10 protein-coding genes are annotated in these 13,824 nt (G+C 72.3%); 6 read left to right on the top strand and 4 right to left on the bottom strand.

Translation table 11 applies throughout. The features are described from left to right. The first annotated feature begins 1 nt into the window (after position 1). From AB0G28_RS19975 to AB0G28_RS19960, 4 genes are all read left to right on the top strand, one after another. Positions 2-958 (top strand): ABC transporter permease, encoded by a 957-nt coding sequence (locus AB0G28_RS19975; protein WP_361090559.1) that lies wholly within the window; start codon positions 2-4, stop codon positions 956-958. After that, a complete protein-coding gene (locus AB0G28_RS19970) occupies positions 955-1,848 on the top strand; it encodes an ABC transporter permease (protein ID WP_361090556.1) in 894 nt (297 codons plus the stop codon). Before AB0G28_RS19975 ends, AB0G28_RS19970 begins: the two co-directional genes overlap by 4 nt. Beyond that, positions 1,845-3,389: an ABC transporter ATP-binding protein gene (locus AB0G28_RS19965; protein WP_361090553.1), complete on the top strand. Its 1,545-nt coding sequence runs from the start codon at positions 1,845-1,847 to the stop codon at positions 3,387-3,389. The genes AB0G28_RS19970 and AB0G28_RS19965 overlap by 4 nt, the downstream gene beginning before the upstream one ends. A 317-nt stretch (positions 3,390-3,706) precedes the next feature. Next, entirely contained in the window at positions 3,707-4,951 is a 1,245-nt protein-coding gene (locus AB0G28_RS19960; protein ID WP_361090550.1) for an alpha/beta hydrolase-fold protein, read from the top strand. On the opposite strand, the gene AB0G28_RS19955 is transcribed toward AB0G28_RS19960, so the two are convergent. The 3 genes from AB0G28_RS19955 to AB0G28_RS19945 are packed head-to-tail and all read right to left on the bottom strand — an operon-like array spanning position 4,893 to position 7,788. Next, positions 4,893-5,219 carry a hypothetical protein gene (locus AB0G28_RS19955; protein WP_361090547.1) on the bottom strand — a complete coding sequence of 109 codons (327 nt, stop codon included), beginning with the start codon at positions 5,217-5,219 and terminating at the stop codon, positions 4,893-4,895. The genes AB0G28_RS19960 and AB0G28_RS19955 overlap by 59 nt on opposite strands. Beyond that, entirely contained in the window at positions 5,206-6,489 is a 1,284-nt protein-coding gene (locus tag AB0G28_RS19950; RefSeq protein WP_361090544.1) for an acyclic terpene utilization AtuA family protein, read from the bottom strand. Before AB0G28_RS19950 ends, AB0G28_RS19955 begins: the two co-directional genes overlap by 14 nt. Positions 6,490-6,504: 15 nt before the next feature. Next, complete coding sequence (locus tag AB0G28_RS19945; protein ID WP_361090541.1) at positions 6,505-7,788, bottom strand: citrate:proton symporter; 1,284 nt, start codon at positions 7,786-7,788, stop codon at positions 6,505-6,507. Between the two features lie 88 nt (positions 7,789-7,876). On the opposite strand from AB0G28_RS19945, the gene AB0G28_RS19940 reads away from it, so the two are divergent. Together AB0G28_RS19940 and AB0G28_RS19935 are read left to right on the top strand one after the other, a co-directional pair. Further along, a complete protein-coding gene (locus tag AB0G28_RS19940) occupies positions 7,877-8,815 on the top strand; it encodes a LysR family transcriptional regulator (protein ID WP_361090538.1) in 939 nt (312 codons plus the stop codon). Positions 8,816-8,923: 108 nt separating this feature from the next. Continuing rightward, positions 8,924-9,910 carry a helix-turn-helix domain-containing protein gene (locus AB0G28_RS19935; protein WP_361090536.1) on the top strand — a complete coding sequence of 329 codons (987 nt, stop codon included), beginning with the start codon at positions 8,924-8,926 and terminating at the stop codon, positions 9,908-9,910. Here the strand turns inward: AB0G28_RS19935 and AB0G28_RS19930 are convergent. Next, complete coding sequence (locus AB0G28_RS19930) at positions 9,900-13,817, bottom strand: S8 family serine peptidase (RefSeq protein ID WP_361090533.1); 3,918 nt, start codon at positions 13,815-13,817, stop codon at positions 9,900-9,902. The two genes, AB0G28_RS19935 and AB0G28_RS19930, sit on opposite strands and share 11 nt — an antisense overlap. Between the last annotated feature and the right edge of the window lie 7 nt (positions 13,818-13,824).

Genomic DNA, 13,824 nt, shown 5'->3' with positions numbered 1-13,824 from the left:
GATGACCGGACTGATCCTGCGCCGCCTGCTCGTCAGCGTTCTCGTGCTCTGGGTGGTGTCCCTGCTGGTCTTCGTCGCCACGCTGCTGCTGCCCGGCGACCCCGCGCGAGCCATCCTCGGCCAGCAGGCCACCCCCGAGCGCATCGCGGCGCTGCAGCACCAGCTGCACCTCGACCTGCCGGTGTGGGAGCGCTACCTCGACTGGCTCGGCGGGGTGTTCACCGGCGACCTCGGCACGTCGACGTCCACCCAGGGCCCGGTGACGGCCCTGATCGGCGACCGGATCTCGGCATCGCTGGTGCTGCTGGTGATCGCCGCCGTGCTCGCCACCCCGCTCGGGCTCGGCCTCGGCACGTGGAGCGCGATCCGCCGCGACCGCCCCACCGACCAGGTGATCTCCGGGGTGAGCCTGGTCATCGCCGCGCTGCCGGAGTTCGTCATCGGCGTCGCGCTGGTGGTGCTGCTCTCCACGACGGTGTTCAAGATCTTCCCGTCGGTGACGATCACCCCGCCCGGCGAAGCGGTGTGGCGCCAGCCGGCCCAGCTCGTGCTGCCGGTGCTCACGCTCGTCCTGGTCGTGACGCCCTACATCACGCGGATGATGCGGGCGACCATGAACGAGGTCCTCGACAGCGGGTACGTCGAGATGGCCCGGCTCAAGGGCGTGCGCGAGCGGACGGTGCTGGTCCGGCACGCCCTGCCGCACGCGATCGGCCCGGTCGCGCAGGTCGTCGCGCTGCAGCTGGCGTGGCTCGCCGGCGGCGTCGTGGTCGTCGAGTTCCTGTTCCGCTACCCCGGCATCGGCCAGGCGCTCATCGACGCGGTCGCCAAGCGGGACGTCGCCGTCGTCCAGGCGATCACGCTGCTCATCGCCGGCGTCTACATCGTGGTGAACCTCCTCGCGGATGTCGTCGGCATCCTCGCCGACCCGAAACTCAGGACGGAGGCAAGCCGATGACCGCCGTCGAACTCCCCGGCAGCGTCACCGAGTCCGCACCGCCGGCCCGCTCCGGCGGACTCTTCCGCACCGCGTGGACGTTCCCGCAGGCCAAGATCGGGACGGCGCTCGCCCTCGTCGTGGTGCTCATCGCGCTGCTCGGGCCGTGGCTCGGCCCGGTACTGACCGGGCACACCACGACCGATTTCGCCGGGAAGCCGTTCAAGCCCGACGGCGTGGCCGGCACCGACGGCCTCGGCCGCGACGTCCTGACGCGGTTCCTCGCCGGCGGGACGACGTTGCTGCTCTACGCCGTGCTCGCGACCGCGCTCGGGATCGTCGTGGGCGCGCTGCTCGGCATGGTCGCCGGGTACGGCGGCGGCCGGCTCGACAGCCTGCTGATGCGCGGCAACGACGTCCTGCTGTCCTTCCCGCAGCTGGTGATCGCCCTGCTCGCGATCGCGGTGATCGGGCCGGAGGGCTGGCTGCTCGTGCTGGTCATCGGGCTGACACATGCACCCCGCACGGCGCGCGTCGCCCGGCAGGCGACGCTCGCGGTGACGGGCCACGACTACATCCGCGCCGCCGAGATGTACGCGGTCCCGCGGTCGCGGATCCTGCTGCGCGAGATCCTGCCGAACATCACCGGGCCGCTCATGGTCGAGCTCGGGCTGCGGCTGACGTACTCGATCGGGTACATCGCGTCGCTGTCGTTCCTCGGCCTGGGCATCCAGCCGCCGGCCGCCGACTGGGGCCTGATGATCAACGAGAACCGGATCGCGCTGGTCGTCCAGCCCTGGGGCGTGCTGCTGCCGGTGCTGGCGATCGCCGCGCTGGCCGTCGGAACCAACCTCGTCGCCGACGCGCTGGCCGCGGCCGCCGCCGGCCGGAAGCGGGAGGCCCGCCCATGAACGCCTTGGCGGTGACCGGGCTCGCGGTGCGCACCGCGGCCGGAGTATCCGTTTTGGACAATGTGTCGTTCGAGGTCGCGCCCGGCGAGGTCCTGGCACTGGTCGGCGAGTCCGGGTCCGGCAAGACCACCGCCGGGCTCGCCGCGCTCGGGCACTTCCGGCGCGGGCTGACGGTGACCGGCGGACAGGTCACCGTGGGCGGCGCCAACGTCCTCTCCCTGGACGCCGAGGACCGGCGACGGCTGCGCGGCAGCACGGTCGCCTACATCCCGCAGGACCCGGCCTTGTCGCTCAACCCGGCGCTGCGGATCGGGCGGCAGATCGCCGAAGTCCTCGAGACGCACGGCTACCCGGGCTCGGTCGAGGACCGCGTCGGCTCGGTGCTGGCGGAGGTCGGGCTGCCGGCGGACCCGGCGGACCGGCGGCGCTATCCGCACCAGCTCTCGGGCGGGCAGCAGCAGCGCGTCGGCATCGCGATGGCGTTCGCGTGCCGGCCGGCCGTCGTGGTCCTGGACGAGCCGACGACCGGACTGGACGTCGTCACCCAGTCCCTGGTCCTGAAGACGGTCCGGTCGCTGGCCGCGGAGCACGGGGTCGCCGCCTTGTACATCACCCACGACCTGGCGGTGGTCGCCGAGATCGCCGACCGCGTCGCGGTGCTGTACCACGGCTCGATCGTCGAGTGCGGCCCGGCGCCGACGGTGTTGCGGACGCCGTCTCATGCCTACACGCGGCGGCTCTTGGACGCCGTGCCCGATCCGGACGCCACTTCCGTGCCGCCGCCCGCGGCGGATGCGGTGCTCTCGACGCGGGGTGTGTCCGTCTCCTATGGACGGCACGTGGTGCTGCGCGGGGTCGACGTCTCGGTGGCACGGGGCGAGTGCCTGATGCTGCTGGGCGAGTCGGGATCCGGGAAGACGACGCTGTCCCAGTGCATCGCGGGGCTGACGGACTCCTACACCGGGACGGTTTCGCTGGCGGGCACCGCGCTCGAGCCCTCCACCCGGCAGCGGTCCGACGAGCAGCGGCGCCGGATCCAGTACGTCTTCCAGAGCCCGTTCTCCTCGCTCAACCCGCGCAAGACCGTCGCGCAGTCGATCGAGGTTCCGTTGACGCGGCTGACGTCGATGTCGCGGTCGCAGCGCCGGGCGCGGGTCGGCGAGGTGCTCGACCGGGTCCGGCTCGGGCGGGAGCAGGCCGACCGGCTGCCGGACCAGCTCAGCGGCGGCGAACGGCAGCGGGCCGCGATCGCGCGGGCGCTGGTCACCACGCCGGACGTGCTGGTGTGCGACGAGGTGACGTCGGCGCTGGACGTCTCGGTGCAGGCGACGATCGTCGAGCTGCTGGGCGAGCTGCGCCGGGAGCTGGGGATGGCGATGCTGTTCGTCACGCACAACATCGCGCTGGCCGGCGAGGTCGCGGACCGGATCGCGGTGCTGCAGGACGGCGCGATCGTCGAAGAAGGGCCGGTCCGGGAGGTGCTGGACGCGCCGTCGCACGCGTACACCCGCGAGTTGCTGGCCGCGACGCCGCACCTGTGAACGGGACGGTGGCGCGGGCCAAAAGCCGTGAAGGCCTCCTTACCGGCCATAAGAGCCGGTAAGGAGGCCTTCACGGCCGGGCACCGTTCATGCGTGTACCGCATCGATTGATCGGATGCCGGTGTTGGACCGCGGTCGTCGCCCGGCACCAGACTCGTTGGTGGACCGTCGCTCAACGAGGAGACGAGGTACGCATGACCGGGATTTCGAGACGGGGTGCACTCGCACTGGCCGCCGGTGCGGCCAGTGCCCGGATCGTGAGCACGAGTTCGCCGGCCGCGGCGAGCCCGGCGGGGAGGCGCGGGCAGAATCCGGCCGTGGGCGCCGACCTCATCACCACCGTGACACCGCGCGACAACTGGCGGGTCACCGCCGTCGCCGTCCGGTACGCCGAGCCCGTCGACCTGCGGGGCGGCACGATCGCGCCGGCCGCGTTCGAGGTCATCGCCACGGTCGGCGGCCAGAAGGCGCCCCGGAAGGTCACCCGGGCCTACACGAACACCGCGCCGGAGGTGGCCGAGCGGAGCCGGCCGGGCGACTACGTGGTCATCGAGCTGGATCCGGCGGACCCCAACGCGCGCGCCGCGGGCGCCGCCGACCCGATCCCGCTCGACCGGGCGTACGCGATCCGGCAGGTCGAGGACCTGAAAACTCCCGGCGGTGCGGTCGTTCTCCCGGCGGCCCCGTTCGCCATCCGCAACGACGGCGTGCTCAACCCGGTCGTCGACCGCTTCTCCGCGGGCTCGTTCGTCGACTCGACCGGGTTCGAGCTGAGGTTCCGGCTCTACCGACCGGAAACGGGAAACCGGCGCCTCCCCCTCGTGGTCACCCTGCACGGCGGCGGCGAGGTCGCCGACAACGACATGACCCAGCTGACCGGCAACCGGATCGCGGTCACCTTCGCGAAACCGGAACGGCAGCACACGAACCCCGCGTTCGTCCTCGCTCCCCAGATCCCGCTCCCCCGCCCGATGGACGGCCCGGACGGCACCGACTGGACCGACGCCCGGGTCAACGCGGCGACCGTCGAGCTCATCGACACCTTCGCGGCCCGCGAACCCGTCGACCCCGACCGGATCTACCTCGTCGGCCTGTCCTCCGGCGGACGCGGGATCTACCACCTGCTGCCGAAGTACCCCGGCAAGTTCGCCGCGGCCCTGCCCACGTCCGGCTGGGGCGAGGTGTCCGCCATGGACAAGATCACGCGCGTCCCGCTGTGGGCGGACCACTCGATCGACGACCCGGTCGTGCCCTACCGGGAAGGCCGGTTCGGCAAACCCGGCACCTGGACGCTGATGAACGCGCTCGAGGCCACCGGCACCAAGGTGACCCGCGGCGAGTGGGCCAACAACCTGCCCAAGGCCGAGTTCGAGGCCCGCTCGCGCGCACTGCTGCGCGAGGCCCGCGCCGCCGACAGCCACGTACTGTTCACGAGCTACACAGCGGGGACGACGGCACCCAGCCCGCACTTCGCCTGGGGCCAGACCTACGAGAACGACGTCGTCATCGACTGGCTGTTCGCCCAGTCGCGCCGACCTCCAGGGACAGCAGGCGTGAGCTGAGCGACTTGCCGTGGGTGTCCAGCGCCAGCGACGTCGTGACGCCGCCGTCGACGACCTCGTGACAGACGAAGTGCAGCGCGCACAGCCCGGGCAGCTCGTGGCGGACGACCTCACCCGCGACGTACTCGGCGAGGTGGGCCCGGACCCGGTCCACCGTGAGGGTCCGCACCAGCAGCTCGTAGTCGCCGTCGTCGCGGGGGAACACCGACAGGGTCGCCACGTTGCCCTTGTCGCCCGCGCGGCAATGAGCCAGGTCATGCAGCAGCATCGGGCGCCTCCAGGAAAGTCACGGCCGGGCGGACGGCGTCGCGCGGGATGAGGGTCGACACTATTCCGATCACCTCGCTGAGGTGCACACGCACGCCTCCGCCGCCGGCGGGACCGTTGGTGTACAAGGACTCCACCTCGTCGCCGACGCGTTCGAGGACGTCCCGGTCGTGGCTGATCGCGGCCACGCGCAGCCGGCAGTCGGTCTCGCCTCCGAGTACTTCGGCACGCAGTGGCACGCCGGCCAGCCGGGTGGTGACGACCTCGGCGGCGAGCGCGCCGCGGCGGGCGGCGTTCGGACCGGCGTAGGAGATCTCCGCCTCCACTTTGGACCCCGCCCGGTAGCCGACGCTCACCTTGAGCGATCCGGGTCGCGGGGTCCCGCGCGCGCCCGCCACGCGCACCGCGTCGGCGCCGGTCTCGGTCACCGACAAACCACGCACGTCCAGTGTCACGTCCGGGGTCAGGTAGGCGGCGGGGTCGGTGATTTCGTAGAGCAGCTGTTCGCGCACGGTCGCGCGGGACAGCCGGCCACCGGTGCCGGGCAGCTTCCCGAGCAGGGCGGTGCCGTCCGGCTCGACGTCCGCGAAGGGGAACCCCAGCGCGGGCAGGTCCGGCACGTCCTGGAAGCCGGGGTCGGCGAAGTAGCCCCCGGTCAGCTGTCCCGCGCATTCGAGGAGGTGCCCGACGACCGTGCCCGCGGCGATCCTCGGCAGGTCGCCCACGTCCCAGCCGAGGCGGTCGGCGAGCGGCGCGACGAACAGCGAGGGGTCCGCCACCCGGCCCGTGATCACCACGTCGGCGGACAGTGCGGGGAGCAGCGCGTCGGCACCCAGGTACGCGTTGGCCGACACGATCTCGCCGTGCTCGCGCAGCGGTTTCCCGGTCTCCCACGCCGGGGCGTCCAGGTCCAGGCCGGCGAGCACGTCGTCGCCGGTGACGACCGCGACCCGGCCCCCGAGCCCGCGCGCGTCCAGGAGGTCCCGGGTGACCCGGCCCGCCGCGAGCGGGTTGGCCGCACCCATGTTCGTCACGATCCGCACGCCGTTGCCCAGGGCCGGCGGCAGCAGCCGGGAGAACCGGGCCGGCAACCGGCGTTCGTAGCCGAGTGCCGGGTCGGCCAGCCTGCGTTGCTGCGCGAGCGCGACTGTCCGCTCGCCGAGGCACTCGAGCACGATGTCGGCCAGGTCCCCGCGGCGCAGGAGGTCCTCCGCCGGCTCGACCCGGTCGCCGGAGAACCCCGCCCCGCTGCCGATCCTGGTGGTGTCCAAGCGATCTCTCCCCGGCTAGAACGAGATGGCGCCGGTCACGAGCGCGACGACGGTCATGACCAGCGTCGTGCCGAACGCCCATTTGAAGATGAACCGCTGATGGGCGCCCAGGTCGACGCCGCTCATGCCGACCAGGATGAACGTGGACGCGGTCAGCGGGCTGAGCGGGAACCCCGTGGTCATCTGCCCGAGGATGGCCGCCCTCCCGACCTCGGCCGCGCTGCCGCCGAACCCCGCCGAGGTCTCCGCCAGCACCGGCAGCACCCCGAAGTAGTAGGCGTCCGGGGTGAACACCAGCGACAGCGGCATGCTCGTGACGGCCACGATCACCGGCAGCGCGCTGCCCGCGCCGTGCGGGATGATGCCGACGAGCCACTTCGCCATCGCCCCGATCATGCCGGTGCCGCCGAGGATCCCGGTGAACACGCCTGCGGCGAAGATCATCGTCGTGACCAGCACGACGTTGGTGCCGTGTTTCGCGAACAGCTCCTGCTGCTGCTCCCACTTCGGCCGGTTCACGATCACCGCGATGACGAACGCGATCACGAAGACGACCTCGAGCGGGAACCACTGGGCGAGCAGCACCACGACCAGCGCGAGGGTCAGGACCACGTTGAACCAGAACCGGACGCGGGCCCAGCCGGCCCGCGGCTCGGGTGCGGGCACGACCTCGTCCAGTTCGACGACGCCGAGCCGCTTGCGTTCCGACCGTCCGATGAAGAACGCCGCGACCAGCACCCACAGGATGCCCGCCACCATCGCCGGGATCGCCGGCACGAAGATGTCGCCCGAGGTCAGGTGCAGCGCCGCCATGGCCCGGGCGGTCGGGCCGCCCCACGGGACCATGTTCATCACCCCGGCGCCGAGACAGACCACGCCGGCGAGGACGAGCCGCCGCATGCCGAGCCGCCGGTAGATCGGCAACAGCGCCGACACGGTGATCAGGAACGTCGACGCGCCGTCGCCGTCGAGCGCGACCAGCAGGGTCAGCACCGCGGTGCCGACGGTGATCTTCAGCGGGTCGCCCTTCGCCCACCGCAGCACCCGCGCGACGGCCGGGTCGAACAGCCCGACGTCGATCATCAGGCTGAAGTACAGCACCGCGAACGTGATCATGATCGCGACCGGGGCGACCTTGAGGAGACCGCCGCCGACCAGCGTGCCGAGGGCGCCGCCGTGCCCGGTGACCACCGCGACGAGGAGCGGGAGCGCGGTCAGCGCGATGAGCACCGAAACCCGGCGGGACAGTACCGCCACCAGGAACAGCGCGATCGTGACGAAGCCACTCGCGGCGAGCATCCTTGACCTCCTTCGAGTGTGCTCACCTTCCCCAGCCGCCACCTCTCGCGGCAAGCATCAATCTTCGATAGATTGATGAGCCGTGCGCATGGACCTGACACTGCAGCAGCTCCGCGTCGTGCTCGCCGTGCACGACGCCGGCAGCTTCACCTCGGCGGCGGAGGTGCTGCTGCAGGCGCAGTCGTCACTGTCCAGGACCGTGCTCGAAGTCGAGCGGCGCCTGGGGGTGGCGATCTTCGAACGCACGACCAGGCGGCTCGAACTGACCGCCGAAGGCCGCGAGTTCGTCGCGATCGCCCGCCTCACGGTGGCGTCGTTCGACGCGAACCTGCGCCACTTCGCCGGCTTCCTCGACGGCCAGCGCGGCCGGGTCCGCGTGGCGACCTTGCCGTCCCTGGCCGCGATCCTGCTGCCCGCCATCGTCTCCGCCTACCACCGCGACCACCCCGGCGTCGTCCTGTCCATCGAGGACGCCCTCGCCACCGAGGTGCTCGATCGCGTCCGCGCCGGTGACGTCGACCTGGCCGTGACCGTCGTGTCGGCGACCACGGATCCCATCGACGACCTGCTGGTCACCCCCGTCGCCACCGACCGGTTCTGCTGCGTGTTCCCGAAGGGCCACCCCTTCACCGAGGTCGCGGAGGTCACCTGGACCGACCTCACGGCCGAGGCGTTCATCGCCTTCGACCGCACCACGAGCATCCGCCAGCACCTCGACCGGGCCTTCACCGCGGCAGGCACCCGCCCGCGCGACGCCATCGAGGCCCGCAACATCAGCGCGGTCGCCGGTCTCGTCGCCGCCGGCCTCGGCGTGACCGCCGTACCAGGACTCGTCCTGCCGCTCATGACGTTCGCCGGACTCGAACACCGGCCGCTCGGCGCTCCCCGCACCGAACGCAGCATCGCCGTTGTCCGCGTCCCGCACCGGCCGCTGGCGCCCGCGGCCGTCGCCTTCCAGACCGCCATCACCGACGCGAGCCGCTCCGGCATCAACCTCCCCGAAGAGGTGTCCTGGTTGCCGTCGTGAACGGCGGAGAGACGTCGGCCGGGACCAAGGACCTGAGTACCTTCCGTACCTCTTCCCCGCCCCCGAACGGCGCTACTGTCACGCGAACCCGGGGAGATCGGGAGGGCCATGCTCGAGATCATCGGTCTGCGTGAAGCCGACCTCGACGTCTACCAGGTCTTTGCCGGCTCCGGGTCGATGACCTTCGCCGAGATCCGGGAAGCTACCGCCCTGCCCCATGACGAACTTCTGTCCATTCTCGAGGCCCTCACCCGCAAGGGCCTGCTCGCGCGGCTTCCCGGCACTCCGAAGGCCTACGCACCCGTCCAACCCGATGTCGCCCTCGAAGCGATGCTCAGCCGGAAAGACCAAGAACTCGCCGCCGCCCGGTTGGTCGCCGAACGGCTCGATCAGCGCTTCCGGAACGCCTCCGTGCGGCACTCCGGCGACCTCGTCGAAGTCGTCCACGGCAACGACCGCATTGCCGAGCGGGCCGACCAACTGCTGCGAAAGGCCAAACAGGAGGTCACCTTCGTCGACAAGCCGCCCTACGCCCAGCCTCCCACCGTCCTGCACCCTGCCGAGCGGGAGCTGCTCGAACGCGGTGTGCGGTTCCGGGGAGTTTACGACCGGAGCGCCCTCGAACTGCACGATCTTCCCACCGATCTCGAAGCCGGGCTCGTGCTCGGTGAGGAAGCCCGCGTGGTCGCCCGAGCGCCGGTCAAGATGATTCTCGTCGACCAGGACTTCGGGCTCGTTCCGTTGCGGTCGGATCTCCCCGAAGTCCGGACCGCACTCGTCATCCGGCGGTGTGCCTTGCTCGATGCCCTCGGTGCGCTCTTCGGGCTGCTCTGGCGGGAAGGCCTTCCCCTTCGGCTTCCCGCGGCCGAACAGCCGGGCGTCCTGTCCGTCGACGACGCCCGGCTGCTCGCGCTGCTCACCACCGGTCTGCCCGACCGCAGCATCGCCAAACAGCTCGGCATGAGCTACCGGACCTTCCAGCGCCGGCTGCGGAACCTCATGACCCAGCTCGGTGCCGGCACCCGATTCCAAGCCGGGCTGCAAGCCGCCGCGCGGGGGTGGGTCGCGCTGCCTCCCCCCGACGTCAGGGAGTGATCTCGTACGCCCGCTGGACCGTCTGCGTCACCGTGTTCCCCGAGCCGTCCCGTGCTTCCGCGCGCAGCCACACGGATCCGGCCGGCTGGTTCACCGTCACCGTCCACACCGCGTCGCCTTGGGGCTTCGCGAGCGCCGGCGTCCACGTGCGGCCGTCGTCCACTGAGGACGACACCCTCAGCTGGGTCACCGGGCCGCCGCCTCGTGCGCCGGAGTGGGACGCCGCCGCCACCGAGAACGTGAACGCGCTCGGAGCGTGGTCGGCCGCGTCCAGGGGGAGCCGGTAGTCCAGCTGGATCAGGGGCTGGAACGCGCAGGCCGTGCCACCCTGGTAGCACGAGAACCCGGCCGGGACTGCTGTCGCCGAGCGCTCCGAGGTGAACGTCCACGACGTGTCGGTCCTCGGCGCGTTCTGGAACAGCACCCCGCTGGGCGTTCCCACCTGGGCCTGGGCCGGCATCACGTCGGTGACGTCCAGCCGGTAGGCCGCCCGCTCCGGGGCCAGCCGGAACACCGGGAACAACGCCAGCGGATCGCCCGCGTTGGACCTCGGCAGTTCGCGGCCGTCCCGGAACAGGCGCGCCGTCGTCCCCGTGAAGTACCGGGCGTTTTCGTACGGGCTCGTGTAGTGAGCGCCGTCGGTCCACTGCAGTGCCGGCACGAACTGGTCCGGATCTTCACCGCCGCGGCACAGTGAGCACAGCACCGTCCAGCCGTTCGCCGTCGCCGGGTAGCGGGCCGGGTGGTCGGGCGGCAGCTCCACCGCCGTGCTGTGCAGCGCCGCGCGGAACCAGTGCTCGTCGGGCCTCGACCGCTCTCCCGGGCGGTAGCCGCCCTGCTGGTTCATCGCCAGGGACGCCCGCCTGCCCGTGCTGTCGGTGCCGGACAACGTCACCACGCGCTTCCAGACCAGCCGGTCGTCGCCCGGCCCGGTGTATTCCGTCCACGATCCCGGCACCGGGATCTTCGTGCCCTGGACCAGCTGCGTCTTCCAGGAACCGGTCGGGAACGCGTACCAGTTCTTCTGCCCGCTCAGGCCCGGCCGGTCGGCGTGGTAGGTCGTCTTCGTGGCCACCAGCGACGCCCGGTCGACCCGCCGCACCAGGTCCTTCGGCACGCCGTTGCGATCGAAGTAACTGAGGTTGTACATCGCGCCGGGAGCCGCGCGCACCACCAGGTGCACCGACGTCGCCGCACGCAGCGCCTCACCCTGGTCGGATCCCAGGGAAAGCGTCGGCACCACCGTGCTCGTCAGGCCCGGGATCGGCGGCGCGCCCGCGGCGCCGACGTAGGGGATCATCGCGGTCCCGCCCGCGGCGGCCACCACCCGGGCCGCGTTCGACGCGCTCGCGAAGACGTCGTCGGGCGAACCCGCCGGGATCCGGACGAGGGCGGCTTTGTCGCGGACGTCCGTGCCGGGCAAGGCGGCCGCGTCGGCGAACACGACAGGCAGTGTCCGTTCCCCCGGCAGCTTGGCCGTCAAAGACGCGACGTCGTAGGCGGGATTCAGCACGGTCGTCCCGGCCCGGAGATCCACCGCCGCCGGGGACAGGACCGCGCTGTCCTGCAACGAAATCGTGCCGGTCGCCGTGGCCGCCGCCGGGGCGACCCGCACCTCCCACGGGGCGCCGCCCGTCGACAGCCCGGCTTCGCCGATGTAGCCGTTCGTGCCCGGCGCCGGCGGGATCACCCGCCGCAGCATCACCGTGCGGTCGCGCACGTCGGCCGGCTCCGGGGTGACGAACCCGGCCGGGACGGCGGTGGCCGCGTTCAGCGTGATTTCGGCCGGCGCCGAGATCGCCACCGCGGACGCGCTGACGGCCGACCAGCGGCGCCCCGCCGCGCCGCGTTCGACGACCCAGCCCAGTGCCGAGTACCGTCCGGCGGGCACGGCGACCCGGCCGGTCCCGCCCACCAGGTCGATCTGCTGGCTGACTTGGTCGAGGAAGGGATCGTTGCGGTTTCCGCTGCCCCCGCTGTCGTCGATCAGCTGCGCCGAAGCCAGCTCCGCGGGTGCTCCCGCCGAGTCCAGCACGCGCACCGTGACCGGCGACAGCGTCGCCGCGTTGTACGCGCTCACCGCGGTGCGCACCTGCCTGGTGCCGTCCGCGGTCGTGGCCAGCACCGAGCCGCCGTAGACGCCGGCGGCGCCTTCGCCCGGGTCTTCGCTCAGCTCCACCGACTTCGTCGACTTCGGAGGCACGGACAGCGTCGTGCCGGACAGCCGCATCCCGGGCAGCGGGCCGGCCTTGTCGTCCCACGGGCGTACCTGGAGTTTCAGGGTGAGCTCCAGCGGCCGGTCCCCGGTGTTGACGTAGGTCAACGTCCGCGCGAGCCGCGCCGCCGCCGGACGTTCGGTGCGGCCGAAGCTCGCGACCGCCGTCCCGCTCGCCTCCTGCGAAACCGCGCGGGCGACGTCGAGCAGCCCGGCGCCTTGTTCGTGCCAGCGCAGGCCGACGTCCTTGGCCGTGCTGACCAGCGTGTTCTTCAGCGCCTCGCCGGACAGCCCGGGGTGCTGCTGGAGCAGGATCGCCGCCGCGCCCGCGACGTGCGGCGTGGCCATCGACGTACCCGACGCCCGCGTGTAGAAGTCGTCGACCGGGGAGCCCAGCGACGTGCCGGCCGCCCGGGCGGCGGCGATGCCCACGCCCGGGGCGGAGATCTCCGGCTTCACCGCCGCGTCGCGCAGGCGCGGGCCCCGGCTGCTGAACCACGCGAGGGTGTTGTCGCGGTCGAGCGCCCCCACGGTGAGCGCCGACGACGCCGAACCCGGCGTCGTGACGGTCCGCTCGCCGGGGCCCGCGTTGCCCGCGGCAACCACGAACAGCGTGCCGGTCTTCGCCGAAAGCGTGTCGATCTGCTGGCTCAGCGGGTCGTAACCGTCGCTCACCCCGGCGCCCAGGCTCAGGTTGACGATCTTCGCGCCCTGTTCCACGGCCCAGTCGATCCCGGCCATCACCTGCGCGGTGTCGCCTTCGCCCGAGGCGTCGAAGACCTTGGCGACGACCAGTTTCGCGTCCGGCGCGACACCCTTGTAGCGCCCGCCGGAAGCCGCGCCCGTGCCGCCGATGATCGACGCGACGTGCGTGCCGTGACCGTGGTGGTCGGCGACGTCGCCTTCACCGCTGAAGTCGGCGGCGGCGACCGTCTTGCCCGCGAGGTCCGGGTGCTCGGCGTCGATGCCGGTGTCGACGACGGCGACCGTCGTCCCGGCCCCGGTCAGGCCCCGCTGCCACGCGACCGGCGCACCCACCTGCGCGGTGCTCCGGTCCAGCGCCACGCGGACCTTGCGGTCCAGCCGGACGTCCGAGACGCCCGCCGCCAGCGCGGATTTGCCCGCCGCGTCCCGGGTCACCAGCGAGTGCCAGAAGTCGGCCGCGCCGGCCTTCTCCACCCGCAGGCCGACGCCGTTGGCCGTGGTCAGCGGAATCCGCCGCTGGGTCCGCGGCAACGCTTTCGCCTTCGCCTCCAACGCCGGCGCGGACAGCGCCGCCCGGCCGCCGTAGCGCGCGATGACCGGGAGCGTCGCGGAAGCCGCGTCGTCCCGGCCGTCTTCGACGAGTTCGGTCAGGTTGAACAGGTTTTTGTTCAGCGCGCCGGTGCCGACCAGCGGAAGCGCGTCCGAGGGGTAGACGAACAGCCCTTCGGCCGTCGTCGTGATGTGGAACGCGGGCCGCGGCCGGTCGGGCCGGAGCGCGGGTTCGACCTGGGCGGTGCGGTGCCCCGCGCCGTCCTGTTCGTAGGTGACGACGTCACCGGTGAGCAAGGTGACCCGGTGGGCCGCGGCGCGGCCGGCGGGAGACGGTCCGGCCGGGGCGGCGGCCGCCGCCCCGGGAACGGGCACGAGGGAAAGGACGATCGCGGCGACGACGGCCAGCTGGCGTCGCCCGGGCCGGTGAGGGGACATCGGGACC

The sequence above is a fragment of the Amycolatopsis sp. NPDC021455 genome (genome assembly GCF_040640995.1).
GTDB lineage: Bacteria > Actinomycetota > Actinomycetes > Mycobacteriales > Pseudonocardiaceae > Amycolatopsis.
This window is presented reverse-complemented; position numbering and strand designations above follow the sequence as displayed.